Consider the following 23,534-nt stretch of genomic DNA (forward strand, 5'->3'; position numbering starts at 1 on the left):
AGTCCATACATAGGAGCGGGCTTGCCCGCGATGGGCTGCAAAGCAGCCCCCTCAATTCCCCCAGCCAATGCTTGCCTTCACCAGCACGCAACGTTAGTCTTCCAGCGTCGCTGCAAAATCAGCGACCGGATGTGAGAGTCCGTTTCAACAAAGGCCGCACAAGCGCCCACAAAGACCTTTGCCGGCGTTTTTTTACGCCTGCGAAATGCTTTATGGCAGCTGTGTGCGGGCAGGCTTCGGCCTGGCCGGGTTGCCTATTGTCCCGGTACTCTCACCCCGTGCACAGCTGCCACCTAACGTGTGAGAGCGATAGTGACAGCTCCGACTTAAAATAGGAGTTTCACCATGTTCAAACCCACCCCCAATCCCCCGCAATTGCCACAAGACACCAAACCCGTCACCCGTAGCCACGCTTTTGGCCAATTCCTGGGCAGTCAAGCCCTCTTCACCGTACGCGAAGGCATCGACATCGAAGACGCCTTGATCCACGCCTCAGACCGCATGCACTGCGCCGCAGCCATTGCCTGCGAAGTCATCGAACGCGCTCACCCCGAGTTTCAGGCGTTGGCCCGTTCGGTGGTGCATCAGATCGAGGTAGCCACCGCGTTGGTGGAGGCGTCGATTGCGGGTCTCGAAACATGAGGTTGAGGTTCGGCAATTGACGGAACGTCGCAGCTACCCATAATTGCCAGCAACACGGCCCCTGTCAGTTGATGCGCTTCGGCGTTGAGATTGCTCAGGGGTTTTTGTTGCCTGCGGTGTACCAGTCACTAGTGTCCTACTTAGCAGCGCCCATCCAAATTCCCGGTTTACCTTTGTAGGATCGGGCCTTCATTGGTCGCGAAAGTGGTGAGGTGGCTTGATATCTAGCGCTAAAACCCCTACCTTTCACACCAGCTCATCTACCAGCCCTTGGGTGTCAGTGTAGAAGGAGTAACGGCCCCGTCCTCCTGCGGAGGGCGCGGCCAGCCTAATTCCCCTCGCGATACCTCTCCCAGCGTTTTTCCAGTTTCGCCTGTTGGTGCTCCCGCTCTACCGGGTATGCCGTCCATGGCAGGATGTAGTCCTTGCGGTCATCGAGAACCACCAGATACTGAGCAGCGGCACATCAAATCAAAGTGCTTCGAAATCGCGTGGCAGATTATGCCGTGCCTTGATTTCACTCATTACGCAATTGCCTGTTCTACGAGGGTGCTGGCCAGTTGTTCGTTGAGTTGGCGTGCTTGGGTCAGGCGGGTTTTTAGTTGGTCGCAGAGGGACATTAGCTGATCGACTTTGGCCACTATGCGGTGTTGTTCTGGAAGCGGAGCCAGTGGAATGGGCGTCAATTTCAACTTTTCCTGCGAAATATTCACCTGACTCGCAGCCATACCAGACTTGGCTCTCTCCAAATAGTTAGCTGTGTTGCCAGTGTTCAGGCATAGAGCTATGTAGCGACCATATGCTCCCGCTTCTACTGGATGGAAACGAATGATCTTGTCCGAAATCATGAGGCGGGGTCTGGTACTTTCGACCAAGCAAGAAATACCCACTCTGTTGGTCGGACCTGCACGAGTAAACAGAATATCCCCGGCTCTTACCTCTGCATCAGGTCTAGGCTCAAGGTGGGCTGGAAGTTCTTTGTTCTCCTCCTGAAGATACTGCATAACCTGCACGGCAGTAGTTTTCAACACTCCCCAGACGTCAATGTTCGGCGATGGATTTGACTCACATGCTGGACTCCACCCAGAGTCCATTCCTAATGTAATGTCTGTGAGCGTTACCCAGCACCACGAACTCGGGATAGTAGAATTTTCCTCTCCTGAACATTCGCCTGGATTTTTTTTTGATTTTTTCAAAAACCCGGCTTCAACAAGTCTGGCCTTTTCTCTTTTAATTCGACCAAGCCAGTCGATCGCTTGACCTTCGTCAGCTTTCTGCCGTAACAGCTTACCCATCACAGCCAGTTGCAGCAGAGTTTGCTTGAGGGCGTTGATGCTGGATTCGGTGGTGAACAGGGTGTGGAAGTGTTCGGCCAGGCGTTGCCAGCTGGCGGCGAAGTCGGCGGCGTCACTGGCTTGGGTCAGGCTGTCGAGCAGCGCCTGCACTAGTCGGGCGTGGGCGCTTTCGGCGTCGGCCTGTTGGGTTTCTAAGCGATCGCACAGGGCCATCAGTTCATCAACTTTGGCGACGATGCGGTGTTGTTCGGCAAGTGGCGGCAACGGAATGATTGCATTGTTCAACTTGGCCAACGTAATGCGGGTGATTGCTACGCCTGTCATGCCAGCCCGCATTTCACGATAGAAAAAAGGCGAAGTCATCGCTCTCAGCAAATACTCGTTATGCAGTCCCATACTGGGTTTGAGTAGCGCCACACTGGACAGCATACTGAACGGCTCATCCAGCGAATTGATTGTTGCTATCCCTGTTGTTGCACCATCTTTTATGTAAAGAATGTCACCTTTGTTTGGGTCGCACCGAGAAAATATTTCCTGGTGGACTTCCTTGGTTACATAAGTGATTTCAGTCTCGTCGATACCCCATGACTTGATGTTTTTCGCCGAAATATATTTGTAATCACCGCTATGAGTATTGGTCGGTGAGTGGTGAGTGCCATCAGTTATTTTTAGAGTCAGTTCGCCGAGACGTCCCCACGCCCAAGAGGTGGGCAGCAAATAAGGCTTTTCCTCTTCGGTGATTTCCGGCAGTGACTTCTGCTTCTTGATCTTACCTACGGCAACTAGCTGCGCTTTTTCCTCAGCCATCCGAATGAGCAATTCGCTGGCGGGTTCGTCACTAGGATCTTGCGGCACCAACTTGCCGCACGCGGCAAGTTCTAGAATCAGCCCGCGCAACTTCCGAATACCATTGGGCGACTCAGAAAGCAGAGGCATGTTGCCGGTCAGCAGTGCAGTCATACCTGGCGCTCCAGTGCTTCGGCCAACACGGCTTTAAGCTGGTCGCGCAGACTAGCGATCTCGTCCTCCAACTTGGCGTAGTCACGCAATAGTTCTTCCGGGTCATGGCTGATCTGCTCACCAATATGCGGGTTCTTGCAGTCTAGGTTCCAATTGCGAGCCTGCAGCTCCTCGACACCAACTTTCCAGGCAAACTCGTTTTCCACTCGTGCGGCAAAGCCATCGGCTTCGCTGCCCCACCAAGCCTCTTCCACGGCGAATTCTTCGATACGCATGGGTCGGGTTTTGGAGTAGTTCTTCACCCCGGCTGGGTACTGATGCTCGTAGAACCACACGTGCTTGGTCGGCGCGCCCTTGGTGAAGAACAACAGGTTGGTCTTGATGCCGGTGTATGGGTTGAACACGCCGTTGGGCAGTCGAACAATGGTGTGCAGGTTGCACTCTGTCAGCAGCTTTTCCTTGATACGGCTCTTGATGCCTTCGCCAAACAGGAAGCCATCGGGCAGCACCACCGCGGCACGACCACCGTCCTTGAGCAACTGCATAATCAGCACGAGGAACAGGTCAGCAGTTTCGCGAGTACGGAAGGCAGCCGGGAAGTTAGTTTCGATGCCATCTTCTTCCATACCACCAAACGGCGGGTTGGCGACGATGCAGTCGACGCGTTCCTTGGGTCCCCAGCTGATCAGCGGCTTGCTCAAAGTGTTGTCATGGCGGATTTGGCTCGGCACCTCAATGCCGTGCAGGATCATGTTGGTGGTGGCCAACAGATGCGGTAGTGGTTTTTTCTCGACGCCGAAGATGCTGGCCTGCAGGGTGCGTTCGTCTTCCGGGGTTTTTACGTAGCGGCTGCGCTTGTGCTCGATGGCGCAGGTGAGAAAGCCGCCGGTGCCGCAGGCCGGGTCCATGACCTTATCGTCCAGCTTGGGATCGACCATGCGCACCATGAATTCGGTGACTGGGCGCGGGGTGTAGAACTCGCCGGCATTGCCAGCGTTCTGCAGGTCGCGCAGCAGTTGCTCGTAGAGGTTACCGAACTCGTGGCGCTCCTGGGCCTGGTTGAAGTCCACGCCTTCCTGAATCTTGTTGATCACCTGGCGCAGCAGTTGGCCGGATTTCATGTAGTTGTAGGCGTCCTCGAACACGCTACGGACCACGAAGGCTGAGGGGGTGGTGCTATATTCGTGGAGGTTTTGCAGCTGCGGGAACAGATTGTTGTCGATGAAATCCTTCAGGGTCTCGCCGGTCATGCCTTCCGGGTTGGCGGCCCAGGTGCGCCAGCGGCAGCTGTCAGGGATAGGAGAGCGATAGTTGTCGTCCATCAACTCCCATTCCATCTCGCGGTCATCGAAAATTTTCAGGAATAGTAGCCAGACCAATTGGCCGATTCGCTGGGCGTCGCCATCCACGCCCACGTCTTTGCGCATGATGTCTTGGATGGACTTGATGGTGCTGCTGATGGACATGGGAATCTCGCTGACTTACTGCAAAACAGAGGGTTCAAGGCGCAGGCAGGCGGATGTTGCCTGCGCCGAAAAATGCGGGGGCGGGCAGCTTAACTGGCGTAGAGCTCATCTTCCAGTTCATGAATGGCTTTGTTGTAACCGGGCTTGCCGCCAAACGCCTTGACCAACTCCATCGGCGCACCGATCTGGTTGAAGGGGGCGAGCTGGAGGATCTTGATGTCTTCGATAGGCTCGATGCCGGTGTCGGCATATTTGTCGAGCAATGCTTCGAGCACTTGGCGCGCCGCGCCCGAATATTTGCCGAAGTAATTGCGCTTTTTCACCTGCTCGGCGCGTTCCTTGCGGGAAAGCGCGGGCTGATCAAATGCCACATGGCAGACGAGGTCGAACGGGTCGAGTGTCTTGCCCTGCTTCTGTTCCACTTCCTCAGCCAGGGCCTCCCACATCACGCCTTGGGCAGCCATTTCCTCGATGATGACCTTCTTTTGCTCGGCATCGCTCCAGCGCCGCAGGAAGTCGTCCAGCGAGGTGAATTGCTTTTGCACGCAAGCACGGGTGTAGTCGTGCAGGGATTCAGTGATCAGCCTGCCATCCGGGCCGTAGTACTGCACACGTTCGGCAATGACGTAGATCGGAATGCTGTCGATCACGTATTTGATGCGTTTTTTGCCCTCGTCATCGTCGGTGAATGTCAGGTCATCGGGGCTGGTGCCAGCGATGATGCCCTCGTCATCCAGCAGTGGGTTATCCGGCGGCACGGGGGATTCGTCACCCTCGGGGGCGTAGATCACCACCGGATCACCATCGAAGGCCGGATCGGCAAACAGCTCGGTGGCTTTCTTGAAGTCCATGATGGTGAACCAGTATTTGCCAAAGTCCTCGTTGATGCGGGTGCCCCGGCCAATGATCTGCTTGAACTCGGTCATCGACTGGATGTGCTGGTCGAGCACAATCAGCTTGCACGTCTGGGCATCGACACCAGTGGTCATCAACTTGCTAGTGGTCGCGATGACCGGGTAGCGTTGTTCCGGATTGATGAAGTTGTCCAGCTCGGCTTTGCCTTCCTTGTCGTCGCCGGTAATTTGCATGACGTACTTGCGGTTCTCGGCAATACGCTCAGGGTTCAGGTTGACCAAGGCCTGGCGCATGCGACCGGCGTGGTTGATGTCGTCGCAAAAAATGATGGTTTTCTGGAACGGATCGGTGGCCTTGAGGTACTCGGTCACCTTTTGCGCGACCAGTTGGGTGCGCGCCTCGATGACCAGGTTGCGGTCCATGTCCTTGAGGTTGTAGATGCGGTCTTCGATCAACTCGCCATTCTTGTCGAGCATGCCCTTGGGCGGGCGCCAGCCTTGCAGGTCTTTGTCAAAGTCGATGCGCACCACCTTATAGGGGGCGAGGAAGCCGTCTTCGATGCCCTGCTTAAGGGTGTAGCTGTACACCGGCTCGCCAAAGTAGGTGATGCTGGACACCTCTTTGGTTTCCTTCGGTGTGGCGGTGAGGCCGACATGGGTGGCACTGGAGAAATAGTCGAGAATCTCGCGCCAGGCAGAATCCTCGGCGGCGCTGCCACGGTGGCATTCATCGATCACGATCAGGTCGAAGAAGTCGCGGGAGAACTGCTTGTAAATGTTCATCTCTTCTTCAGTGCCGGTGACGGCTTGATAGAGCGACAGGTAGATCTCGTATGAAGTGTCGATCTGGCGCCTGGCGATTTTGGTCATCGCCGGGCCGAAGGGTTTGAAGTCGTTGTTCTTGGTTTGGTCGACCAGAATGTTGCGGTCGGCCAGGAAGAGGATTCGTTTTTTCTGCTTGGACTTCCACAGCCGCCAGATGATCTGGAAGGCGGTGTAGGTCTTGCCAGTACCGGTGGCCATTACCAACAGGATGCGTGACTGTCCCTTGGCCACGGCCTCAACGGTGCGATTGATTGCATTGGTTTGGTAATAGCGCGGCATGCGGCCGGAGCCATCATCGTAGTAGGGCGACTCGACCTTCTGACGGGCATCACCGTTCAAGCCTTTCCAGTGGCAGTAACGTTGCCAGAGCTCGGCAGGGGAGGGGAACTGGTCGAGGCTCAGTTCGGTTTCGACCTGTGTTCCAGTGTTGCTGCGGTCGTGGAACAGAAAACCGTCACCATTGCTGGAGAAAACAAAAGGCACATCGAGCGCATCGGCGTAACTCAAGGCTTGCTGCATACCAGAGCGAATGGAGTGTTTGTTGTCTTTTGCTTCGATAACAGCGATCGGCAGGTTGGCCTGGTGATAGAGGATGAAGTCGGCACGGCGGGACTCGCCACGGCTGTGCAACTTGCCACGGACGATGATACGCCCCTTGGTGAAGCTGACTTCCTCGCGCACTTGTTTCTGAATGTCCCAGCCGGCTTGCTGAATCGCGGGCGCGATGAACTTGGTGCAGATGTCTCGCTCGGAAAGCGACTTTTTGTCCATGTTCCTTACTCCCTGTTACGCCAACCCGTTCGCTTCCGGATGACACAGCCGGAGATGCCTGAATGACACAAATATACATGGTTCAGCATTGATTTTGTTGTTCTGGGTGCTGTATGCATATACAGTTTGTGGTGCTGGGAGCAGCGCACCTCATCACTCCTGAAAGCTTGAACGCAAGTAGTCATGTGATTTTCTTGCGTGATTTATGGCTGGGAACAATGGCTGATTCGATGTGATTACAAGGAGTGTTGTATGAGCGGTAGAATGCCCGGTTTTTTTGATAAGGTGTCCATAGATACGGCACTCATCATCGCACTCGCTTCAGGGGTGTTTTTTCTGGGTGGGACTGTATATTTCGAAAAATATTATTCCCTGTTAGGCGTCCCTGCTCAGCAGATAAGTATAGCGTTTGAGCGGAAATTGTTGCAGGGTGCAATTTATTACTTCTCTCTTTTGTTAGTTTTGTTTGTGCCTTTGATGCTTATTGCTTTTGCAATGTATGTGTCGATTGGTTTTGATAAAGGCCGTTCTAGTCCACTGCCGTATCGTACGCGAAAGATACTGCTAAAATATAGGATGAGGAAAGTACTTGCCCGACGCTGTCTTCGTGTTATTGGGGGTGGCTTGATATGTATTGTTTTTTATAAGGCTGGTTTGGAGATGCCCTCTGCTATGGCCGAGAGGGATGCTGATAACTTCTTGAAGATATGCCATATTAGTGTTTTTTCGTACGCCAATGGAGATAAGGTCAAGGGTTGCTATATTGGGGGGAGTGAGCGTAGTTATTACGTTTTTGTTGGTGGTGGTTCGGACGGAATATACAGTGTTGCGACTTCCAAGGTTGGAATTAAAGAGGTGGTTGCACCGATTGCCAAGTGAGGGATTGGTAGTGATCAGTCACAGTCAACACGCGGATCACTTGCGTATTTGGTGAATGTCCAATAATAAGCTGCTTAAACGCATCGACTCATCGACGTCAAGTACGACCTCGCCGCAGTCTGGGCAGAAATCGGCGTTCACGTTGGGTATGACAATTGATTCGCTTTTGAAGGTGAAAGGGATGTCGCGGGTGTCACGCACCATCTCCGGCGATCCGCAAACAGGACATTTCATGGTTGGTTCCTCTGTCGGCACCGCTTGGTTCTTTTGGCAAATTGGGAGTCGACCGAACGAAAATTGTTTTTACCTGATTTCTCCGTACTGAGCCCAACTGCTGTGTTTATGAATGTGTCCAAACCATCGCCACAACCAAGCGTAATGAGCGAAAATAGGCCATTCCCCCACAGGACCCCCTCATGGAAGCCACAAAACCCGCGCTCATCCGCGAAACCTTCCCCGTCGGCCCCTTGCAGTGCAACTGCACCATCATCGGCGACCCCATCACCAAGAAAGCCATCGTGGTCGACCCCGGTGGCAATCACGAACTGATCCTCGCCCGCCTCGATGCCCTGGGCCTGAAGGTGGTCAGCATCGTCCACACCCACGCCCACCTGGACCATTTCCTCGCCTCCGGGCAGTTGAAGGAGAAGACCGGCGCGACCTTGCACCTGCACAAGGACGATCAGTTCCTCTGGGATAACCTGGAAATGCAATGCAACATGTTTGGCGTGCCCTACACGCCGGTGCCATCACCGGACCGCTGGCTGGCCGACGACGAGGAGCTGGCTTGTGGTTGTGGCGTAGCCTTGCACACGCCGGGGCATACGCCGGGATCCATGAGCTTCTGGTTTGCCGATGCGAAGTTGTTGATCGCCGGTGATACCCTGTTTCGTCGGGGCATCGGGCGTACCGACCTGTGGGGCGGCGACCAGCCGACCATTGTGAAGTCGATCAAGCAGCGGCTTTACACCCTTGATGAGCAGGCTACCGTTGTGACCGGGCACGGCCCTGACACTCGCCTGGGCGATGAAATGCGTGAAAACCCTTTCGTACGTGCTTGAAGTCAGGGAATTTTTCTCGTTTTGTGCGTTCCAACGCCGTCAGAAGTCCGCAGCTTGTATTGCTGCACTCTCGAATTGAAATGTAGGAGCTTCTCCATGTTCACCTCGCGTCGCTTGATTATTGTCGCTACCGCCGTAGCCCTGTTGTCCGGTTGTGCCGGGCAAAACCCGTATGACAACCAGGGTCAGGCCGAGCAAGGCTCCACCGGGATGAGCAAGACCGCCAAATATGGTGGCCTGGGCGCTCTGGCCGGTGCCGTGGCCGGTGCTGCGATCAACCACGACAACCGTGGCAAGGGCGCGCTGATCGGTGCCGCCATCGCTGGTACGGCCGCAGCGGGTTACGGCTACTACGCCGACAAACAGGAAGCTGCACTGCGTGCAAGCATGGCCAACACCGGTGTTGAAGTGCAGCGCCAGGGCGATCAGATCAAGCTGATCATGCCGGGCAACATCACCTTTGCCACCGATTCGTCGTCTATCGCGCCAAGCTTCTATTCGCCGCTGAACAACCTGGCGAACTCATTCAAGCAGTTCCCGCAGAACAACATCGAAATCATTGGTTACACCGACAGCACCGGCAGTCGCCAGCACAACATGGACCTGTCGCAGCAGCGTGCGCAGAGCGTCAGCACCTACCTGACGTCCCAGGGTGTGGATGGTACGCGTCTGTCCGTGCGCGGTGCCGGGCCTGATCAGCCGATCGCCAGCAACGCCGATGCCAATGGCCGGTCGCAGAACCGTCGGGTAGAGGTGAATCTGAAGCCGATTCCTGGGCAGCAGTATCCGCAGCAGTAATTTGGAATGAAAAAAATCCCGCTCTGGTAGCGGGATTTTTTTTTGTCCTTGAGGGCCTCATCGCTGGCAAGCCAGCTCCCACAGGGACCGCGTCTAACTCCAATCTCTGTGGGAGCGGGCTTGCCCGCGATGAGGCCATCAAATACAACATCTACTCCGGATATGTTTGGTGCATCCGCCTCAACAACAAATCCTTCTCCTCCCAAAGCTGGTTGATCCACTGCTGAAACGCCAGCCGGTACGTATCATCCTGCTCATAGCTTTTGCCCAGAAACTGCACCGGTATCGCCATCTCTTCAAAATGCGCCACCACCTCTTTGACCCTGCCGCACAGCAGGTCCCAGAAGCCAGGCCGGCCTGCCGGGTAGTGGATGGTCACATTGACGATCGACTGCAATTGCTCACCCATGGCATCGAGCACGAAGGCAATGCCGCCAGCCTTGGGCTTTAGCAGGTAGCGAAACGGCGAATTCTGCTGCGTGTGCTTGCCCGGGGTAAAGCGCGTGCCTTCGACGAAGTTGAAGATGCCGGTTGGCTTGCCGCGAAACTTTGCGCAGGTCTTGCGGGTGGTTTCCAGGTCCTTGCCTTTCTTCTCCGGATGTTTTTCCAGGTAGGCCTTGGAATAGCGTTTCATGAAGGGGAAACCCAGCGCCCACCAGGCCAGGCCGATGACCGGCACCCAGATCAGCTCTTGCTTGAGGAAGAACTTCAACGGGCGAATCCGGCGGTTGAGCACGTATTGCAGGACCAGGATATCGACCCAGCTCTGGTGGTTGCTGGTGATCAGGTAGGAGTGCTGATAGTCCAGACCTTCCAGGCCAGTGACGCGCCAGCGGGTATGGCCGATCAGCTTCATCCAGGCCTTGTTGTTGCTGATCCAGATTTCGTGGATATGCCTCATCAGCCAGTCGGTCAGGCGCTGGGCGGAAGGGAAGGGCAGGCACAGTTTGAGCAGGCTGGCCACGAACAGTGGCACGCAGCAGACCAGCGTGTTGAGGCCCAGCAGCAGCGAGGCGATCACGCCTCGCAGCGCCGGGGGCAAAGAGTCCAGCATGGTGTCAAAGGTCCAAAATACGGTTGGCCTGGATGGCGGTGAGGGCGATGGTGTAGACGATGTCGTCGACCTGGGCGCCGCGCGGCAGGTCGTTGACCGGTTTGCGCAGACCTTGCAGCATCGGCCCGAGGCTGACGCAGTCGGCGCTGCGCTGGACCGCCTTGTGGGTGGTATTGCCGGTATTCAGGTCGGGGAACACGAAGACGGTTGCGCGACCGGCCACCGGGCTGTTTGGCGCCAATTGCCGGGCGACTGTTTCGTTGGCGGCGGCGTCGTACTGCAAAGGGCCGTCGATCTGCAAGTCACGCTGGAATTGCTGCGCCAATTGGGTGGCTTCGCGAACTTTTTCGACTTCTTCACTGCTGTCCGAATTGCCGCTCGAGTAGCTGATCATCGCCACACGTGGGGCGATGCCGAAGGCGGCGGCCGAGTCGGCACTTTGCAGGGCGATTTCCGCCAGCTCCGGGGCGCTCGGGTGCGGGTTCATTACACAATCGCCGTAAACCAGCACTTGCTCGGGAAACAGCATGAAGAACACCGAAGACACCAGGGTGCAGCCCGGGGCGGTCTTGATCAGTTGCAGGGCCGGGCGAATGGTGTTGGCGGTGGAGTGGATCACCCCGGAGACCAGCCCGTCGACTTCATCGAGGGCCAGCATCATGGTACCGATCACCACCGGGTCTTCCAGTTGCTGCTCGGCCATCGGTGCGTTGAGGCTTTTGGTCTTGCGCAGGGCCACCATGGGTTCGACGTAGCGTTCGCGAATCAGGTCCGGGTCAAGGATTTCCAGGCCTTCGGGCAGGGTGATGCCTTGGGCCTGAGCTACTGCATGGACGTCCTCGGGTTTGGCCAGCAATACACAGCGAGCGATGCCGCGGGCCTGGCAGATGGCTGCCGCCTGTACGGTCAGGGGCTCGCTGCCTTCCGGGAGAACAATGCGCTTGTTGGCTTCCTGAGCACGCTGGATCAACTGGTAGCGGAAAACCGCCGGCGACAGGCGCATTTCCCGAGGCGTGCCGCAACGCTGATGCAGCCAGTGGGCATCCAGGTGACTGGCGACGAAATCGGTGATGATCTCGGCGCGCTCGCGATCGTCGATGGGGATTTCCTTATTGAGCTGGTTCAACCGGTTGGCCGTGTCGTAGGAGCCGGTGCTGACCGACAGCACGGGCAGGCCTGCCTGCAACGCGCCCCGGCACAGTTCCATGATGCGCGGGTCGGGCACGGTATCGCTGGTCAGCAACAGGCCGGCCAGGGGGACGCCGTTCATCGCCGCCAGGCTCACGGCCAGGATGATGTCGTCGCGATCGCCCGGGGTCACCACCAGTACGCCGGGCTTGAGCAGTGGCACGGTGTTGAGCACGGTGCGGGCGCAGATGATGATCTTCGACATGCGCCGTTGTTCGTAGTCGCCGGCGTTGAGCACCTGGGCGCCGAGCAGGTCGGCCACGTCTCGGGTGCGCGGGGCGTTCAATTCAGCCTGGAAAGGAATGCAGCCGAGCAGGCGAAAATCACCGCTGCGCAGCAATGGCGAATGTTCTTTCAGGCGCGCGGCAAAGGCCTCCATGCTTTCCTCGGTGCGGACCTTGTTGAGGATCACGCCGAGTACTTTCGGATCCTTCGGCCCGCCGAACAACTGAGCCTGTAACTCGACCCGGCCGGAGAGCTCGGTGAGCACTTCGTTTTCCGGCGCCGAGACCAGGATCACTTCAGCGTCCAGGCTTTTGGCCAGGTGCAGGTTGACGCGCGCGGCATAGCTGGCATGACGGGTCGGGACCATGCCTTCGACGATCAGTACATCCTTGCCGATGGCGGCTTGCTGATAGAGCGTGATGATTTCTTCGAGCAGTTCATCCAGCTGGCCGTCGCCGAGCATTCTCTCGACATGCGCCAGGCCCAGTGGCTTGGGTGGCTTGAGGCCATGGGTGCGGGCGACCAGCTCGGTGGAACGTTCGGGGCCCAGGTCGCCCGGGTGCGGTTGGGCGATGGGCTTGAAAAAGCCGACCTTGAGCCCGGCCCGCTCCAGGGTGCGGACCAGCCCCAGGCTGATGGAAGTCAGGCCGACGCCAAAATCGGTCGGCGCGATAAAAAATGTCTGCATGCGAGCTTCTCGAGGTGAGCTGTGCAACGGCGCTGGCGCAAAGCGGCCAAACTGCCGGAATCAATTGCCAAGGGTATCGCTATCGAGGCCCTGAGCACACCAGCCGCATGCAAAGGTTTCGCCGATGCGCTGTTGCCGTAAGTCTGGATCGAGCACCCACTGGCGTGATTGCCAGGGCGGCTGGTGGCGCAAATGCTGGGTGTGGCCACAAGAAAGTTCAACCACCCAGAATCCTTCCTCGTCTTGATGGAAGCCGAGGATTAAACTGGGCGTTGCGCCAGGCCGTTTGTCCGGGTTCCGTTCGCTTTCGGCCGGAGGCTTGGTTACACTTGAACGTTCTTTATTCTTATGCAAAAGGTCTCGCCCCATGCTGATCGCCGCCAATAAGGCTGTCTCCATCGACTATACCCTGACCAACGACGCTGGTGAGGTCATCGACAGCTCTGCCGGCGGCGCACCGCTGGTGTACCTGCATGGCGCAGGTAACATTATTCCGGGTCTGGAAAAGGCTCTGGAAGGCAAGCAGGCCGGTGATGAACTGAAGGTTACCATCGAGCCTGAAGACGCCTACGGCGAATACGCGGCCGAGCTGGTCAGCACCCTGAGCCGCAGCATGTTCGAAGGTGTCGACGAGCTGGAAGTCGGCATGCAGTTCCACGCTTCCGCTCCTGATGGTCAGATGCAGATCGTGACCATTCGTGATCTGGACGGCGACGACGTGACTGTCGACGGCAACCACCCGCTGGCCGGCCAGCGCCTGACCTTCCAGGTCAAAATCGTCGACATCCGTGACGCCAGCCAAGAAGAAGTGGCTCATGGCCACGTGCATGGCGAAGGTGGCCATCACCACTGATTTTCGCTGCTAAGCTCAGTTAGCCGCTGAGGCGCCCGAGCAGGTTCGGAGAAAACTTTCAGGTTTTCGATCGACCTGATCGGGCGCCTTTTTAGTGTGTTAGTGTTTCTGGTGGCGGAACCGTGCTGCAACCGGGATCTGGATAGGGGAGTTTGTCATGAGTGTATTTCACGACCTTACGCTGCAAGCTCTGGATGGCCAGAAATTGCCGCTGGCGCCGTTCAAGGGGCAGGTTGTGCTGGTGGTCAACGTCGCTTCCAAATGCGGGCTGACGCCCCAGTACAAAGAGCTGGAGAGTCTCCACCAGCAGTACAAGGACAAGGGTTTCAGCGTGCTTGGCCTGCCGTGCAATCAATTTGCCGGACAGGAACCGGGTACCGATCAGGAAATTCAGGAATTCTGCAGCCTCAACTATGGCGTCACCTTTCCTTTGAGCCAGAAGCTTGAAGTAAACGGGCCGCATCGCCATTCGCTATACACCCTGCTGGCAGGTGAAGGCGCCGAATTCCCCGGCGATATCACCTGGAACTTCGAGAAGTTCCTGGTGGGCAAGGACGGCCGCGTGCTCGCACGTTTCTCACCGCGCACGACGCCGGATGACGCAACCGTGGTCCAGGCCATCGAAAAGGCCCTGGCCTGAGGCATAGCCTGACGCGCCGGGCCATCAGTGCCCGGCCGGTTTCAACTCACCTGCCACTCAAGGGTTTCTAGCCCTTGATCACTCAAATCAATAGTGCTGGGCCCTGCAGGCCTTGCCGCCCTATGCTTGCGACCTCAACAGCGTCGATGGCTGTCTTGACCCCCTTTTTCTCTCAAGGAGTGCCCGCATGCCGGTCAAAGCTTTGTTCAAGCCCTTTCAATTGGGTGCCCTGGAACTGCCGACACGCGTGGTGATGGCACCGATGACGCGTTCGTTTTCCCCGGGCGGCGTGCCGAACTCCAAGGTCATCGAGTATTACCGTCGTCGTGCAGCGGCCGGTGTTGGCCTGATCATTACCGAAGGCACCACCGTCGGTCACAAGGCGTCCAACGGCTACCCCAATGTGCCGCGCTTCTACGGTGAGGATGCACTGACCGGCTGGAAGAAAGTCGTCGATGCCGTGCATGCCGAAGGTGGCAAGATCGTGCCGCAACTCTGGCATGTGGGCAGTGTTCGCCGCATTGGCACCGAACCGGACGCCAGCGTGCCGGGTTACGGCCCGAGCGAGAAGCTCAAGGATGGCCAGGAAATCGTCCACGGCATGACCCACGCGGACATCCAGGATGTCATCGCCGCCTTCGCCCAGGCAGCCCGCGATGCCCAGGCCATCGGCATGGATGGCGTCGAGATTCATGGTGCCCACGGCTATTTGATCGACCAGTTCTTCTGGGACGTCAGCAATCAGCGCAGCGATGAATACGGCGGTGACCTGGCCAGCCGTTCGCGCTTTGCCATCGAGCTGATCAAGGCGGTGCGCGCTGCTGTTGGCCCCGATTTCCCGATCATCTTCCGCTACTCGCAGTGGAAACAGCAGGATTACAGCGCGCGCCTGGTACTGACGCCTGAAGCATTGGGTGAGTTCCTGCAACCCCTGGCCGATGCCGGTGTGGATATCTTCCACTGCTCGACGCGCCGTTTCTGGGAGCCGGAGTTCGAAGGCTCCGAACTGAACCTGGCTGGCTGGACCCGCAAGCTCACCGGCAAACCGACCATCACCGTGGGCAGCGTCGGCCTGGATGGCGAGTTCCTGCAGTTCATGGTGGCCACCGACAAAGTGGCCCAACCGGCCAGCCTGGAAAATCTGCTGGAGCGTCTGAACAAGGAAGAGTTCGACCTGGTCGCCGTTGGTCGTGCCTTGCTCGTCGACCCGGACTGGGCGGCGAAAGTGCGCGACGGTAACGAGCAGGAAATCCTGCCCTTCAGCCGTGAGGCGTTGATGTCCCTGGTTTGACCAGCGGATGCGGGGCGCTTTTGCCCTTGGCTGATCGCGCAATGCCTGCCGACACGCAGGCATTGCGCAAGTGCTCTTCGAACTGGTCGAAAATGGTTGCCCAGCCTTGGCGGCTGGCGTGCTGGCGCGCATTCAGGCGTACCCGACGCAAGGCTTCACAGTCTTCGAGCAGCCAGGCCGCGGCGTCGATAAACGCGGCTTCGTCGCCCGGCATCGCCAGGGCGCCATTGTGGCCATGGCGGATATGCTGGGCGGCCGCTGCCTCATCGTAGGCCACCACAGCCAGACCCGAGGCCATTGCTTCAAGCACTACGTTGCCGAAGGTTTCCGTCAGGCTTGGAAACAGAAACATATCCCCCGAGGCGTAATGCGCAGCCAGCGCTTCGCCGCGTTGCACCCCACAGAAGATGGCGTCGGGCAATTGCTGCTCAAGGGCAGCACGTTGCGGCCCGTCGCCCACCACGATCAGCTTCATCCGCCGCTGTGGGTAGGCAATGCGCAAGGCATCCAGATTGCGTTTGAGCAGGCCAAGGTTCTTCTCCGCCGCCAGCCTGCCGACATGTAGCAAGGCAATGTCGTCACTGCCCAGCCCCCAGCTTTCACGCAATGCCATCGAACGCCTGGCCGGGTTGAACAACTGACTGTCGACCCCGCGCGACAGCAGCGCCAGACGCTCGAAGCCACGGCGCTCCAGCTCAAGCCGTTGGCTGACGCTGGGTACCAGTGTCATTCGGGTGCGATTGTGAAACCAGCGCAGGTAATGGGTCAGCAGGCGGGGCAGCAAACTCATGCCGTACTCGCTCGAGTACTGCTGGAAGTTGGTATGAAAGCCACTGACCACCGCAATCCCCAGGCGCCTTGCCGCCCGCAGGGCACTCAGGCCCAGCGGACCCTCAGTGGCGATGTAAAGTACATCCGGGCGTTGTCGTTGCCAGCGTCGCAGCAACTTGTGCATCGAAGAGTGCCCCCATTGCAGGCCGGGATAGCCGGGCAGGGGCCAGCCGTGACACAGCAGCACATCATTGTCCTGCGCCAACTCATCGCCATTCTGTCGTGGGCGCACCAGTTCGATGCGGTGGCCGCGCTGGCGTAAACCTTCGCTCAAGCGGCCAAGGGTGTTGGCCACGCCGTTGATTTCGGGTGGGAAGGTTTCGGTAACCAATGTGATGTGCAGGGAGGGGGCTGTCATGATGTTCAGTCTCAACGTGCATGGTTGCGGCGTTGTGACGCTTGTGTGATGGATTGATGACGCAGAGGAGGGGCGCTAGCGGCTTTCGAATGTGGGCTTCGACGAGTAGGTACGATATGATCCGCGATAGCCGCGATTACATACGCGATACAATTTTTACCAGCGATTTTAATTCTATCTTCGCTAGCAATGGGACCAGTCGACTGACCTCATTGCAAATTCCTACAGCCTAGGAGGCTTGATGTGAGCAACGGGAAAATCCAGTTCAATCGGCCTTATATGACGGGTAAAGAGCTGCAATACATCAAGGAAGCGAAGTCTGGCAACATGCTCGCTGGCGATGGGCCGTTTACCAAGCATTGTCACCGTTGGCTGGAAGAAAAAACCGGCTCTGCCAAAGCGCTGCTTACCCACTCGTGTACAGCCGCACTGGAGATGGCGGCGCTGCTACTTGACATCCAGCCTGGTGACGAAGTCATCATGCCATCCTACACTTTTGTATCGACCGCCAATGCATTTGTCTTGCGCGGTGGCATTCCGGTGTTTGTAGATATACGGGAAGATACACTAAACCTTGATGAGCGGCTTATCGAGGAGGCAATTACATCCCGTACAAAAGCAATAGTGCCTGTCCATTATGCTGGCGTAGCCTGTGAAATGGATGCCATCATGGAGATCGCTCTTCGTCATGGGTTGAAAGTAGTGGAAGATGCCGCCCAAGGAGTGATGGCGAGTTATAAGGGACGGGCACTTGGCAGTATAGGTGATTTGGGGGCGTTCAGTTTTCATGAAACAAAGAATGTTATTTCTGGTGAGGGTGGTGCGCTATTAGTTAATGATTGTGCGCTGGCTTTGCGAGCTGAAATAATTCGCGAAAAAGGAACCGACCGCAGTCGTTTTTTTCGCGGGGAAGTAGATAAGTATACTTGGCAGGAAGTCGGCTCCTCTTTTTTGCCTGGTGAATTGACGGCCGCGTTCCTTTGGGCGCAGTTACAAGAAGCACAAATTATCACATCTCAACGGTTGGCAAGTTGGCAGCGCTATCATGAGTTGTTGGCCCCGTTCGAGGTCAGTGGTTTATTGCGTCGCCCTATTATACCTGAAAGCTGCCAGCACAATGCGCATATGTATTATATTTTGCTGGCTCCGGATATAAATCGCCAGGCTGTGATGAGTGAACTTAAACGAAATGCAGTTGATTCGGTATTTCACTATGTGCCGTTGCATTCTTCACCTGCAGGTCAGCGCTATGGGCGAGCGCATGGATCTTTGGAAGTAACCAGCTATCAATCGGAACGGTTAGTGAGGTTGCCATTGTGGGTCGGGTTGTCGGAGCAGCAGCAAAACAGAGTCGTAGATAGTTTGTTGCAAGTCTTGGGGTAGGTGCGTGGAAGTCACCAAGGGAGGGATTGTTACACGTTGCAAATGGATGCCTAAAGAATTTCAAGGTGCGCAGAAGCGAAATGAAATGGCCTACTTTTGTGTGAATTTCAATGATTTGTAAAGTCATGAAGTTGATTTTTAATGGGGGTCATTGCAAATGAAGAAGGTGGCTATCGTGCAGTCGAACTATATACCTTGGAAAGGGTATTTCGATATGATTGCAGCTGTTGATGAATTTGTTCTCTATGATGACATGCAATATACACGCCGAGACTGGCGCAACCGTAATCAGATCAAAACACCACAGGGGTTGCAGTGGCTGACAGTTCCGGTAAAAGTTAAAGGGAAATACCATCAGACCATTCGGGAGACGGAAGTCGAAGGTCCGGACTGGGCATCTATACATTGGAAGTCCTTGACCCAGAATTACCGTCGCTCACCTTTTTTTGACGAAGTGGCGAGTTGGCTGGAACCGTTGTATATGAAGCCCTATACGCACTTGTCAGACCTTAATCGCACCTTTCTCGAAAGCATTTGTGCCTACTTGGAAATCAAGACAGCTATCAGAAACTCTTCGGATTATACACTCAGCGATGGCAAGACTGAGCGATTGGCCGATCTCTGTGTTCAAGCAGGGGCTTCGGAGTATATTTCCGGCCCGGCAGCTCGTGATTATATCGAGGCAGGTGTATTCTCCGAGCGAGGAATCCAGCTGACCTGGTTTGACTATTCAGGCTATCCTGAATACCCGCAGCTATGGGGTGAGTTCGCTCATGGTGTCACCATTCTTGATTTGCTGTTCAACTGCGGAAAAGACGCACCCAATTATATGAAGTGCAAACGCCCATGAAGCATTCCATTGGCGCCTCTTTCTATCCATTGACCGCATACCTTGCCGAATTTTTACCTGCGGGCGAGTACGGTTGCCCGAAACTGGTGGCGGACATGGGTGATGGCTTCTGCCTAGCTGCTGGGTGGAAAAAATTTCTATTGGCATGATTTGGAACTATTTGTCGGTGATTTTCTCCGAGATCAAGTGAAGTCCGTACACAAATGTGAGGCAGGTTCATGGAAAGCGATAAAACTGGACTGTTGTCTGAGGTGGCTCACTACTACTCCTCCAAGTTGGCCGAGCATGGCGAAACCCCACAGGGTGTCGACTGGAATGGCGCCGAGAGCCAATATCTGCGTTTTGCGCAGCTCAGCAATATTATTGGTGGCCAAGTGCCTTTTTCGGTCAACGACGTGGGGTGCGGCTACGGCGCGTTTCACGACTTTTTGAGCGAGCGCTACAGCACGTTTTCCTATGAAGGTGTTGATGTATCCGAAGACATGATCAACGCTGCGCAGGCACGTCACAAGGAGTGCGCCCAAGCGAAGTTCGTGGTCGGCAGTGAACCTACAACCATTGCTGATTACGGGATTGCAAGTGGGATTTTCAACGTTCGCCTGGGAAGGACGGATGCGCAGTGGCATGCCTACCTTGAAAGCGTGCTCGATACACTCGAGCAGACCAGCCGGCTGGGCTTCGCCTTCAATTGCCTGACGTCATATTCCGATGCTGACAAGATGCGCGACTATCTTTACTACGCAGACCCATGCGCGTTGTTTGACCTTTGCAAGCGCCGTTATTCTCGCAACGTGGCGTTGCTTCACGACTATGGGCTCTATGAGTTCACAATCCTGGTAAGGAAACAGCCATGAAGAAATACTTGGTCATCTTCGGTGCCGGCGATATTGCACAGCTCGCACATTACTATTTCTCCACGGATTCGAATTATAAGGTCGTTGCGTTCACTGTGGACGCGGCTTACCTGACGAGCACGAGCTTTTGCGAGCTGCCAGTCGTTGCTTTTGAAGAGCTGGTGGAACACTACCCACCCGAGCGATATGAGTTGTTTATCGCGCTCAGCTACTCAAAACTCAATGCGCTGCGCAAGGAAAAATACCTGGCCGGCAAGGCCAAGGGTTACAAACTGGCCAGCTTCATAAGCTCTCGAGCCACTATTCTGAATGAGAGTCGTATCGGCGAAAACTGTTTCATTTTAGAAGACAATACCGTTCAGCCATTCGTCACTATCGGCAACAACGTGACGTTGTGGAGCGGCAATCATATTGGCCACCACTCAACGTTGATGGATCATTGTTTTATTGCTTCGCACGTGGTGATTTCCGGTGGCGTCGAGGTTGGTCAACAATGTTTTATTGGTGTCAATGCGACGCTGCGTGACCATATCAAAATAGGCGAGCGCTGTGTTATCGGCGCGGGCGCGTTGCTGCTGGCGGATGCGGAGCCGGAAGGTCTGTACGTAGGTGCAGCTACGGAGCGCTCCAAAGTACCCAGTACCAAGTTGAGAAAAATATGACGCCCTATTGGAATAAGCAGGGGTTACTTTATTGTCCTTCCGGCTCGGGACGGCACCCCAAGCTTTTGTCCCACGCGGCTAACCCACTGCCGATTTTAATGGAAGGCGACATCTATCGAGTTTTCTACAGTGGTAGGGACCGTAACAATCGATCTTCTGTCGGAGCGGTCGATATCGATATCGTATCACGAGAGGTTATCCGCGAGCACATAGATCCCTTTTTCGAGCATGGCACCGAAGGCAGTTTTTTTGCAGATGGCGTCAGTATCGGCAATTGCTATGAAGTGGATGGCGTTCGCTACATGCTTTTTATGGGCTGGCAAAACCCTGCCGGGGGACATTGGCGTGGCGATATTGGACGACTCATTGTAAACCCTGATCTGACGCTCACATTGGAACGGCAGATGCCACTCATGGGTTCTGATTGCACGGATCCTGTAAGCCTCTCCTACCCTTGGGTGTTGCCAGGTGCCGAGCGTGGCTTCGATATGTGGTACGGATCAACGATGCAGTGGGACGCCGGAAACGGGGAAATGCTGCATACCATCAATCATGCTTCTTCGGTCGATGGGCATCATTGGGAGAGGCAAGGTTTGGCTGTTCCCTACGAGATCGGAACAGCGCAGGCCTTCTCCAGGCCGACGGTGTTAGGCAGCGTGGAACGCGGATTTGAAATGTGGTTTTCCTATCGCAGTGGTATGGGCGAAACCTACAGGATTGGATACGCACGAAGCCGCGACGGTAATATTTGGGAGCTTGCTCTGGGGTCAAGCGGTATCGCCGTATCGGCACAAGGGTGGGACTCAGAGATGATCGAATACCCTTATGTTTTTGATCATAAAAACCGACGCTATATGTTGTATAACGGAAATGGCTACGGGAAGTCCGGTTTTGGTCTGGCAGAGTGGATGAATGCGTAAATTAATTTCCACGTTGTCAAGTAAAAAAACAGGAATCCAGCTTTTGCGATATGGTGTTGTTGGGCTTCTCAGCAATTCATTGGGCTATTTGATTTATTTGTTGGTCACCTATGCCGGAGCTACCCCTAAAATTACCATGACTTTGCTCTATCTGACGGGTACTGCAATTGGGTTTATAGGTAATCGTAGATGGACGTTTTCCCACGAGGGAAATGTGCTTAGCGCTGGAGCAAGGTACCTTATTGCGCACGGATTTGGTTATTTGGCTAACCTTGTTATTCTAATTGTGATGGTGGATTATCTCGGTTATCCGCATCAATTGGTCCAGGCATTTGCCATCCTGGTTATTGCGTGTTTTCTTTTTCTAATGTTCAAATTCTTTGTATTTCCAAAAGCATCACTTGATGGAGAGGGCGGAACATGAGGCGCTGCATTAATTGCAAAGGGCAGTTCGATTCCCAATTGGAGGACTGCCCAGCCTGCGGTGCCTCAGTTGCTCAAGTGGATGGATTTAAATCATTCGCTCCCGCTCTTGCGCACGGAGGCGGTGGCTTTAAATCGAATTATTTTTCGGAACTGGCTGAGTTGGAAGGAGAGAATTTTTGGTTTAAAGCCAGAAATCGATTGGTTATATGGGCTCTGCATAAGTATCGACCTCACTTTCGTTCCTTTCTTGAGATAGGTTGTGGTACCGGCTATGTTTTATCTGGCGTGTCTAAAGAATTTCCGCAGGCTAATTTGAGGGGGAGTGAAATATTCACTGCCGGACTCGGTTTTGCTGCCAATAGATTGCCCACAGTAAAATTCATGCAGATGGACGCTCGTGATATTCCATTTTTTCAAGAGTTTGATGTGGTTGGGGCATTTGATGTGCTGGAACACATCAAGGAAGACGAGCAGGTGTTGAAACAGATCCATGCAGCACTAATGCCCGCAGGGATCTTGTTAATGAGTGTTCCTCAGCACATGTGGCTGTGGAGCCCCGCCGATGACTATGCTTGCCATGAACGACGTTATTCAGCGGCTGAATTGCACGGGAAAATCGAATCGGCAGGATTTGAGATAGTGCGCAGTACGTCCTTTGTTTCTGTACTATTGCCACTCATGATGGCCTCGCGTGCAACCTACCGTAAGTCTAAGGAGGAGGTTGATGTAACCAGCGAATTGAAGCTTCCGAGGTTGTTGAACAAAATACTCTACGCAATGATGTTGTGTGAGGGTTTTCTGATAAAAATGGGCATCAACCTGCCGGTAGGCGGCTCCCGTTTGGTTGTAGCAGTCAAAAAATAACGCGGGTTTTCTCAGCGGCAATGAAGCCTCATTCAAGACATCATTGCCTGTCTAATCAAGCGGTCACTAGGCTATTGTGGGAGCCAAGCTTTCAGCTCCCCGCTCCCGTACCCAGAACAATGTCGCACCGGCCACCGCCGCCGGCATCATCAGGATATTGACCAGCGGAATCAGCAGCACCAGATACACCGAACCCCCAAACCCCAGGCTCTGCCAGCGCTTTTCGCGCAACCAGGCGAGCATCTCGTTCCAGCCCAGCTTGTGGTTGTCCGCCGGGTAGTCGATGTACTGGATTGCCATCATCCAGATGCCGAACAGCAGCCACAGCGGTGCGGCAACGATGTTGATCACCGGTATGAACGAGAGGATGAACAAGGCAATCGCCCGGGGCAGGAAGTAGCCGAGCTTGCGCATTTCCCGGCCGAAGGTGCGCGGCACCATGGCGATCAGTTCGCCCCAGCTGAAGGCCGGGAAGTTATCGCTGCCGCGTAGCACAACCTCGACCTTTTCCGCGAGAAAGCCATTGAAAGGCGCAGCGATGATGTTGGCCAGCATGGTGAAGGTGAAGAACACCATGAAAATCACCAGGATCACGAACAACGGCCAGATGATGTAGCTGAGAAAGCTCAGCCAGTCCGGCAGGCTGGGCATCAGGGTGTCGACCCAGAGGCCGAACTGGTGGCTGGCCAGGTAGATCAACCCGATGAACAGCAGCAGGTTGATGGCCAGAGGCAGCAGGACGAACAGGCGCAGGCCCGGGCTCAGGACCAGTTTCAGGCCTTCGCGCAGGTACTGCGGGCCGGAGAGTACGGGGGCTTGCATGGCTTGCTCCAAACAGTTGAAAACGCGCCGACATTACCGAGTTTGAGCGCTTGGTGAAAGCGCGGCGCCGTCCA

The 23,534-nt window shown here is 55.5% G+C and carries 24 protein-coding genes; 15 read left to right on the top strand and 9 right to left on the bottom strand.

From position 1 onward, the window contains the following. The first annotated feature begins 345 nt into the window (after positions 1-345). On the top strand, positions 346-642 hold the full coding sequence (locus tag F2S13_RS23475; protein ID WP_166365339.1) for a DUF6124 family protein: 297 nt from the start codon (positions 346-348) through the stop codon (positions 640-642). Between the two features lie 524 nt (positions 643-1,166). Here the strand turns inward: F2S13_RS23475 and F2S13_RS23480 are convergent. From F2S13_RS23480 to hsdR, 3 genes are all read right to left on the bottom strand, one after another. Then, positions 1,167-2,897 (bottom strand): restriction endonuclease subunit S, encoded by a 1,731-nt coding sequence (locus F2S13_RS23480; protein WP_166365341.1) that lies wholly within the window; start codon positions 2,895-2,897, stop codon positions 1,167-1,169. Beyond that, on the bottom strand, positions 2,894-4,363 hold the full coding sequence (locus F2S13_RS23485; RefSeq protein ID WP_166365343.1) for a type I restriction-modification system subunit M: 1,470 nt from the start codon (positions 4,361-4,363) through the stop codon (positions 2,894-2,896). Before F2S13_RS23485 ends, F2S13_RS23480 begins: the two co-directional genes overlap by 4 nt. A gap of 89 nt (positions 4,364-4,452) precedes the next feature. Next, entirely contained in the window at positions 4,453-6,813 is a 2,361-nt protein-coding gene (hsdR, locus tag F2S13_RS23490; RefSeq protein WP_166365345.1) for an EcoAI/FtnUII family type I restriction enzme subunit R, read from the bottom strand. 252 nt (positions 6,814-7,065) lie between these two features. On the opposite strand from hsdR, the gene F2S13_RS23495 reads away from it, so the two are divergent. Beyond that, on the top strand, positions 7,066-7,692 hold the full coding sequence (locus F2S13_RS23495) for a hypothetical protein (protein WP_166365347.1): 627 nt from the start codon (positions 7,066-7,068) through the stop codon (positions 7,690-7,692). 36 nt (positions 7,693-7,728) lie between these two features. Here the strand turns inward: F2S13_RS23495 and F2S13_RS23500 are convergent, their stop codons facing one another. Further along, entirely contained in the window at positions 7,729-7,926 is a 198-nt protein-coding gene (locus tag F2S13_RS23500) for a type II toxin-antitoxin system MqsA family antitoxin (RefSeq protein WP_166365349.1), read from the bottom strand. Between the two features lie 182 nt (positions 7,927-8,108). Here F2S13_RS23500 and F2S13_RS23505 point away from each other — a divergent pair, with 182 nt between their 5' ends. After that, positions 8,109-8,753, top strand: coding sequence for an MBL fold metallo-hydrolase (locus F2S13_RS23505; protein WP_166365351.1), 645 nt, complete (start codon positions 8,109-8,111; stop codon positions 8,751-8,753). Positions 8,754-8,849: 96 nt separating this feature from the next. Then, positions 8,850-9,551 (top strand): YiaD family glycine zipper/OmpA-like lipoprotein, encoded by a 702-nt coding sequence (locus F2S13_RS23510; protein WP_166365353.1) that lies wholly within the window; start codon positions 8,850-8,852, stop codon positions 9,549-9,551. Between the two features lie 151 nt (positions 9,552-9,702). Here F2S13_RS23510 and F2S13_RS23515 read toward each other — a convergent pair whose 3' ends face one another. Genes F2S13_RS23515 through F2S13_RS23525 form a run of 3 tightly spaced genes read right to left on the bottom strand, consistent with a single transcriptional unit; the run spans position 9,703 to position 13,105 of the window. Then, complete coding sequence (locus F2S13_RS23515) at positions 9,703-10,605, bottom strand: acyltransferase (protein WP_166365355.1); 903 nt, start codon at positions 10,603-10,605, stop codon at positions 9,703-9,705. Positions 10,606-10,609: 4 nt separating this feature from the next. Then, positions 10,610-12,706 carry a phosphate acetyltransferase gene (pta, locus tag F2S13_RS23520; protein WP_166365357.1) on the bottom strand — a complete coding sequence of 699 codons (2,097 nt, stop codon included), beginning with the start codon at positions 12,704-12,706 and terminating at the stop codon, positions 10,610-10,612. 60 nt (positions 12,707-12,766) lie between these two features. Then, entirely contained in the window at positions 12,767-13,105 is a 339-nt protein-coding gene (locus tag F2S13_RS23525; RefSeq protein ID WP_166365359.1) for a DUF3565 domain-containing protein, read from the bottom strand. Here F2S13_RS23525 and F2S13_RS23530 point away from each other — a divergent pair. The 3 genes from F2S13_RS23530 to F2S13_RS23540 all read left to right on the top strand — a co-directional run bounded on the left by F2S13_RS23530 (position 13,074) and on the right by F2S13_RS23540 (position 15,490). Beyond that, entirely contained in the window at positions 13,074-13,559 is a 486-nt protein-coding gene (locus F2S13_RS23530; protein ID WP_166365361.1) for an FKBP-type peptidyl-prolyl cis-trans isomerase, read from the top strand. The two genes, F2S13_RS23525 and F2S13_RS23530, sit on opposite strands and share 32 nt — an antisense overlap. Before the next feature lie 157 nt (positions 13,560-13,716). Next, complete coding sequence (locus tag F2S13_RS23535) at positions 13,717-14,199, top strand: glutathione peroxidase (protein ID WP_166365363.1); 483 nt, start codon at positions 13,717-13,719, stop codon at positions 14,197-14,199. Between the two features lie 187 nt (positions 14,200-14,386). After that, entirely contained in the window at positions 14,387-15,490 is a 1,104-nt protein-coding gene (locus tag F2S13_RS23540; protein WP_166365365.1) for an NADH:flavin oxidoreductase, read from the top strand. Here F2S13_RS23540 and F2S13_RS23545 read toward each other — a convergent pair. Beyond that, positions 15,459-16,679 (bottom strand): glycosyltransferase family 4 protein, encoded by a 1,221-nt coding sequence (locus F2S13_RS23545; RefSeq protein ID WP_166365367.1) that lies wholly within the window; start codon positions 16,677-16,679, stop codon positions 15,459-15,461. The genes F2S13_RS23540 and F2S13_RS23545 overlap by 32 nt on opposite strands. Positions 16,680-16,922: 243 nt before the next feature. On the opposite strand from F2S13_RS23545, the gene rffA reads away from it, so the two are divergent. From rffA to F2S13_RS23585, 8 genes are all read left to right on the top strand, one after another. Further along, positions 16,923-18,062 (top strand): dTDP-4-amino-4,6-dideoxygalactose transaminase, encoded by a 1,140-nt coding sequence (gene rffA, locus F2S13_RS23550; RefSeq protein WP_166365369.1) that lies wholly within the window; start codon positions 16,923-16,925, stop codon positions 18,060-18,062. A gap of 157 nt (positions 18,063-18,219) precedes the next feature. Next, positions 18,220-18,912, top strand: coding sequence for a WbqC family protein (locus tag F2S13_RS23555; protein WP_166365371.1), 693 nt, complete (start codon positions 18,220-18,222; stop codon positions 18,910-18,912). After that, a complete protein-coding gene (locus F2S13_RS23560; protein WP_166365373.1) occupies positions 18,909-19,061 on the top strand; it encodes a hypothetical protein in 153 nt (50 codons plus the stop codon). Before F2S13_RS23555 ends, F2S13_RS23560 begins: the two co-directional genes overlap by 4 nt. Positions 19,062-19,130: 69 nt before the next feature. Continuing rightward, complete coding sequence (locus F2S13_RS23565) at positions 19,131-19,766, top strand: class I SAM-dependent methyltransferase (protein ID WP_166365375.1); 636 nt, start codon at positions 19,131-19,133, stop codon at positions 19,764-19,766. Beyond that, complete coding sequence (locus F2S13_RS23570) at positions 19,763-20,428, top strand: acetyltransferase (protein WP_166365377.1); 666 nt, start codon at positions 19,763-19,765, stop codon at positions 20,426-20,428. The genes F2S13_RS23565 and F2S13_RS23570 overlap by 4 nt, the downstream gene beginning before the upstream one ends. Further along, complete coding sequence (locus F2S13_RS23575; protein WP_166365379.1) at positions 20,425-21,348, top strand: glycoside hydrolase family protein; 924 nt, start codon at positions 20,425-20,427, stop codon at positions 21,346-21,348. The genes F2S13_RS23570 and F2S13_RS23575 overlap by 4 nt, the downstream gene beginning before the upstream one ends. Next, positions 21,341-21,772: a GtrA family protein gene (locus F2S13_RS23580; RefSeq protein ID WP_166365381.1), complete on the top strand. Its 432-nt coding sequence runs from the start codon at positions 21,341-21,343 to the stop codon at positions 21,770-21,772. Before F2S13_RS23575 ends, F2S13_RS23580 begins: the two co-directional genes overlap by 8 nt. Beyond that, positions 21,769-22,638 carry a class I SAM-dependent methyltransferase gene (locus F2S13_RS23585; RefSeq protein WP_166365383.1) on the top strand — a complete coding sequence of 290 codons (870 nt, stop codon included), beginning with the start codon at positions 21,769-21,771 and terminating at the stop codon, positions 22,636-22,638. Before F2S13_RS23580 ends, F2S13_RS23585 begins: the two co-directional genes overlap by 4 nt. A 66-nt stretch (positions 22,639-22,704) precedes the next feature. Here the strand turns inward: F2S13_RS23585 and cysZ are convergent, their stop codons facing one another. Then, positions 22,705-23,460 (bottom strand): sulfate transporter CysZ, encoded by a 756-nt coding sequence (cysZ, locus tag F2S13_RS23590; protein WP_166365385.1) that lies wholly within the window; start codon positions 23,458-23,460, stop codon positions 22,705-22,707. Between the last annotated feature and the right edge of the window lie 74 nt (positions 23,461-23,534).

It is taken from the genome of Pseudomonas akapageensis, from assembly GCF_011355085.1.
GTDB lineage: Bacteria > Pseudomonadota > Gammaproteobacteria > Pseudomonadales > Pseudomonadaceae > Aquipseudomonas > Aquipseudomonas akapageensis.

What these genes read in the sequence shown, in the direction of transcription:
- F2S13_RS23585 (WP_166365383.1), top strand. Translation starts at nt 21,769, where the DNA reads ATGAGGCGCTGCATTAATTGCAAAGGGCAGTTCGATTCCCAATTGGAG.
- F2S13_RS23545 (WP_166365367.1), bottom strand. Translation starts at nt 16,679, where the DNA reads ATGACAGCCCCCTCCCTGCACATCACATTGGTTACCGAAACCTTCCCA.
- pta (WP_166365357.1), bottom strand. Translation starts at nt 12,706, where the DNA reads ATGCAGACATTTTTTATCGCGCCGACCGATTTTGGCGTCGGCCTGACT.
- F2S13_RS23485 (WP_166365343.1), bottom strand. Translation starts at nt 4,363, where the DNA reads ATGTCCATCAGCAGCACCATCAAGTCCATCCAAGACATCATGCGCAAA.
- F2S13_RS23480 (WP_166365341.1), bottom strand. Translation starts at nt 2,897, where the DNA reads ATGACTGCACTGCTGACCGGCAACATGCCTCTGCTTTCTGAGTCGCCC.
- F2S13_RS23580 (WP_166365381.1), top strand. Translation starts at nt 21,341, where the DNA reads ATGCGTAAATTAATTTCCACGTTGTCAAGTAAAAAAACAGGAATCCAG.
- F2S13_RS23530 (WP_166365361.1), top strand. Translation starts at nt 13,074, where the DNA reads ATGCTGATCGCCGCCAATAAGGCTGTCTCCATCGACTATACCCTGACC.
- F2S13_RS23565 (WP_166365375.1), top strand. Translation starts at nt 19,131, where the DNA reads ATGGAAAGCGATAAAACTGGACTGTTGTCTGAGGTGGCTCACTACTAC.
- F2S13_RS23495 (WP_166365347.1), top strand. Translation starts at nt 7,066, where the DNA reads ATGAGCGGTAGAATGCCCGGTTTTTTTGATAAGGTGTCCATAGATACG.
- F2S13_RS23525 (WP_166365359.1), bottom strand. Translation starts at nt 13,105, where the DNA reads ATGGAGACAGCCTTATTGGCGGCGATCAGCATGGGGCGAGACCTTTTG.
- F2S13_RS23540 (WP_166365365.1), top strand. Translation starts at nt 14,387, where the DNA reads ATGCCGGTCAAAGCTTTGTTCAAGCCCTTTCAATTGGGTGCCCTGGAA.
- F2S13_RS23560 (WP_166365373.1), top strand. Translation starts at nt 18,909, where the DNA reads ATGAAGCATTCCATTGGCGCCTCTTTCTATCCATTGACCGCATACCTT.
- F2S13_RS23475 (WP_166365339.1), top strand. Translation starts at nt 346, where the DNA reads ATGTTCAAACCCACCCCCAATCCCCCGCAATTGCCACAAGACACCAAA.
- F2S13_RS23575 (WP_166365379.1), top strand. Translation starts at nt 20,425, where the DNA reads ATGACGCCCTATTGGAATAAGCAGGGGTTACTTTATTGTCCTTCCGGC.
- F2S13_RS23555 (WP_166365371.1), top strand. Translation starts at nt 18,220, where the DNA reads ATGAAGAAGGTGGCTATCGTGCAGTCGAACTATATACCTTGGAAAGGG.
- F2S13_RS23510 (WP_166365353.1), top strand. Translation starts at nt 8,850, where the DNA reads ATGTTCACCTCGCGTCGCTTGATTATTGTCGCTACCGCCGTAGCCCTG.
- cysZ (WP_166365385.1), bottom strand. Translation starts at nt 23,460, where the DNA reads ATGCAAGCCCCCGTACTCTCCGGCCCGCAGTACCTGCGCGAAGGCCTG.
- F2S13_RS23505 (WP_166365351.1), top strand. Translation starts at nt 8,109, where the DNA reads ATGGAAGCCACAAAACCCGCGCTCATCCGCGAAACCTTCCCCGTCGGC.
- hsdR (WP_166365345.1), bottom strand. Translation starts at nt 6,813, where the DNA reads ATGGACAAAAAGTCGCTTTCCGAGCGAGACATCTGCACCAAGTTCATC.
- F2S13_RS23570 (WP_166365377.1), top strand. Translation starts at nt 19,763, where the DNA reads ATGAAGAAATACTTGGTCATCTTCGGTGCCGGCGATATTGCACAGCTC.
- F2S13_RS23500 (WP_166365349.1), bottom strand. Translation starts at nt 7,926, where the DNA reads ATGAAATGTCCTGTTTGCGGATCGCCGGAGATGGTGCGTGACACCCGC.
- F2S13_RS23515 (WP_166365355.1), bottom strand. Translation starts at nt 10,605, where the DNA reads ATGCTGGACTCTTTGCCCCCGGCGCTGCGAGGCGTGATCGCCTCGCTG.
- F2S13_RS23535 (WP_166365363.1), top strand. Translation starts at nt 13,717, where the DNA reads ATGAGTGTATTTCACGACCTTACGCTGCAAGCTCTGGATGGCCAGAAA.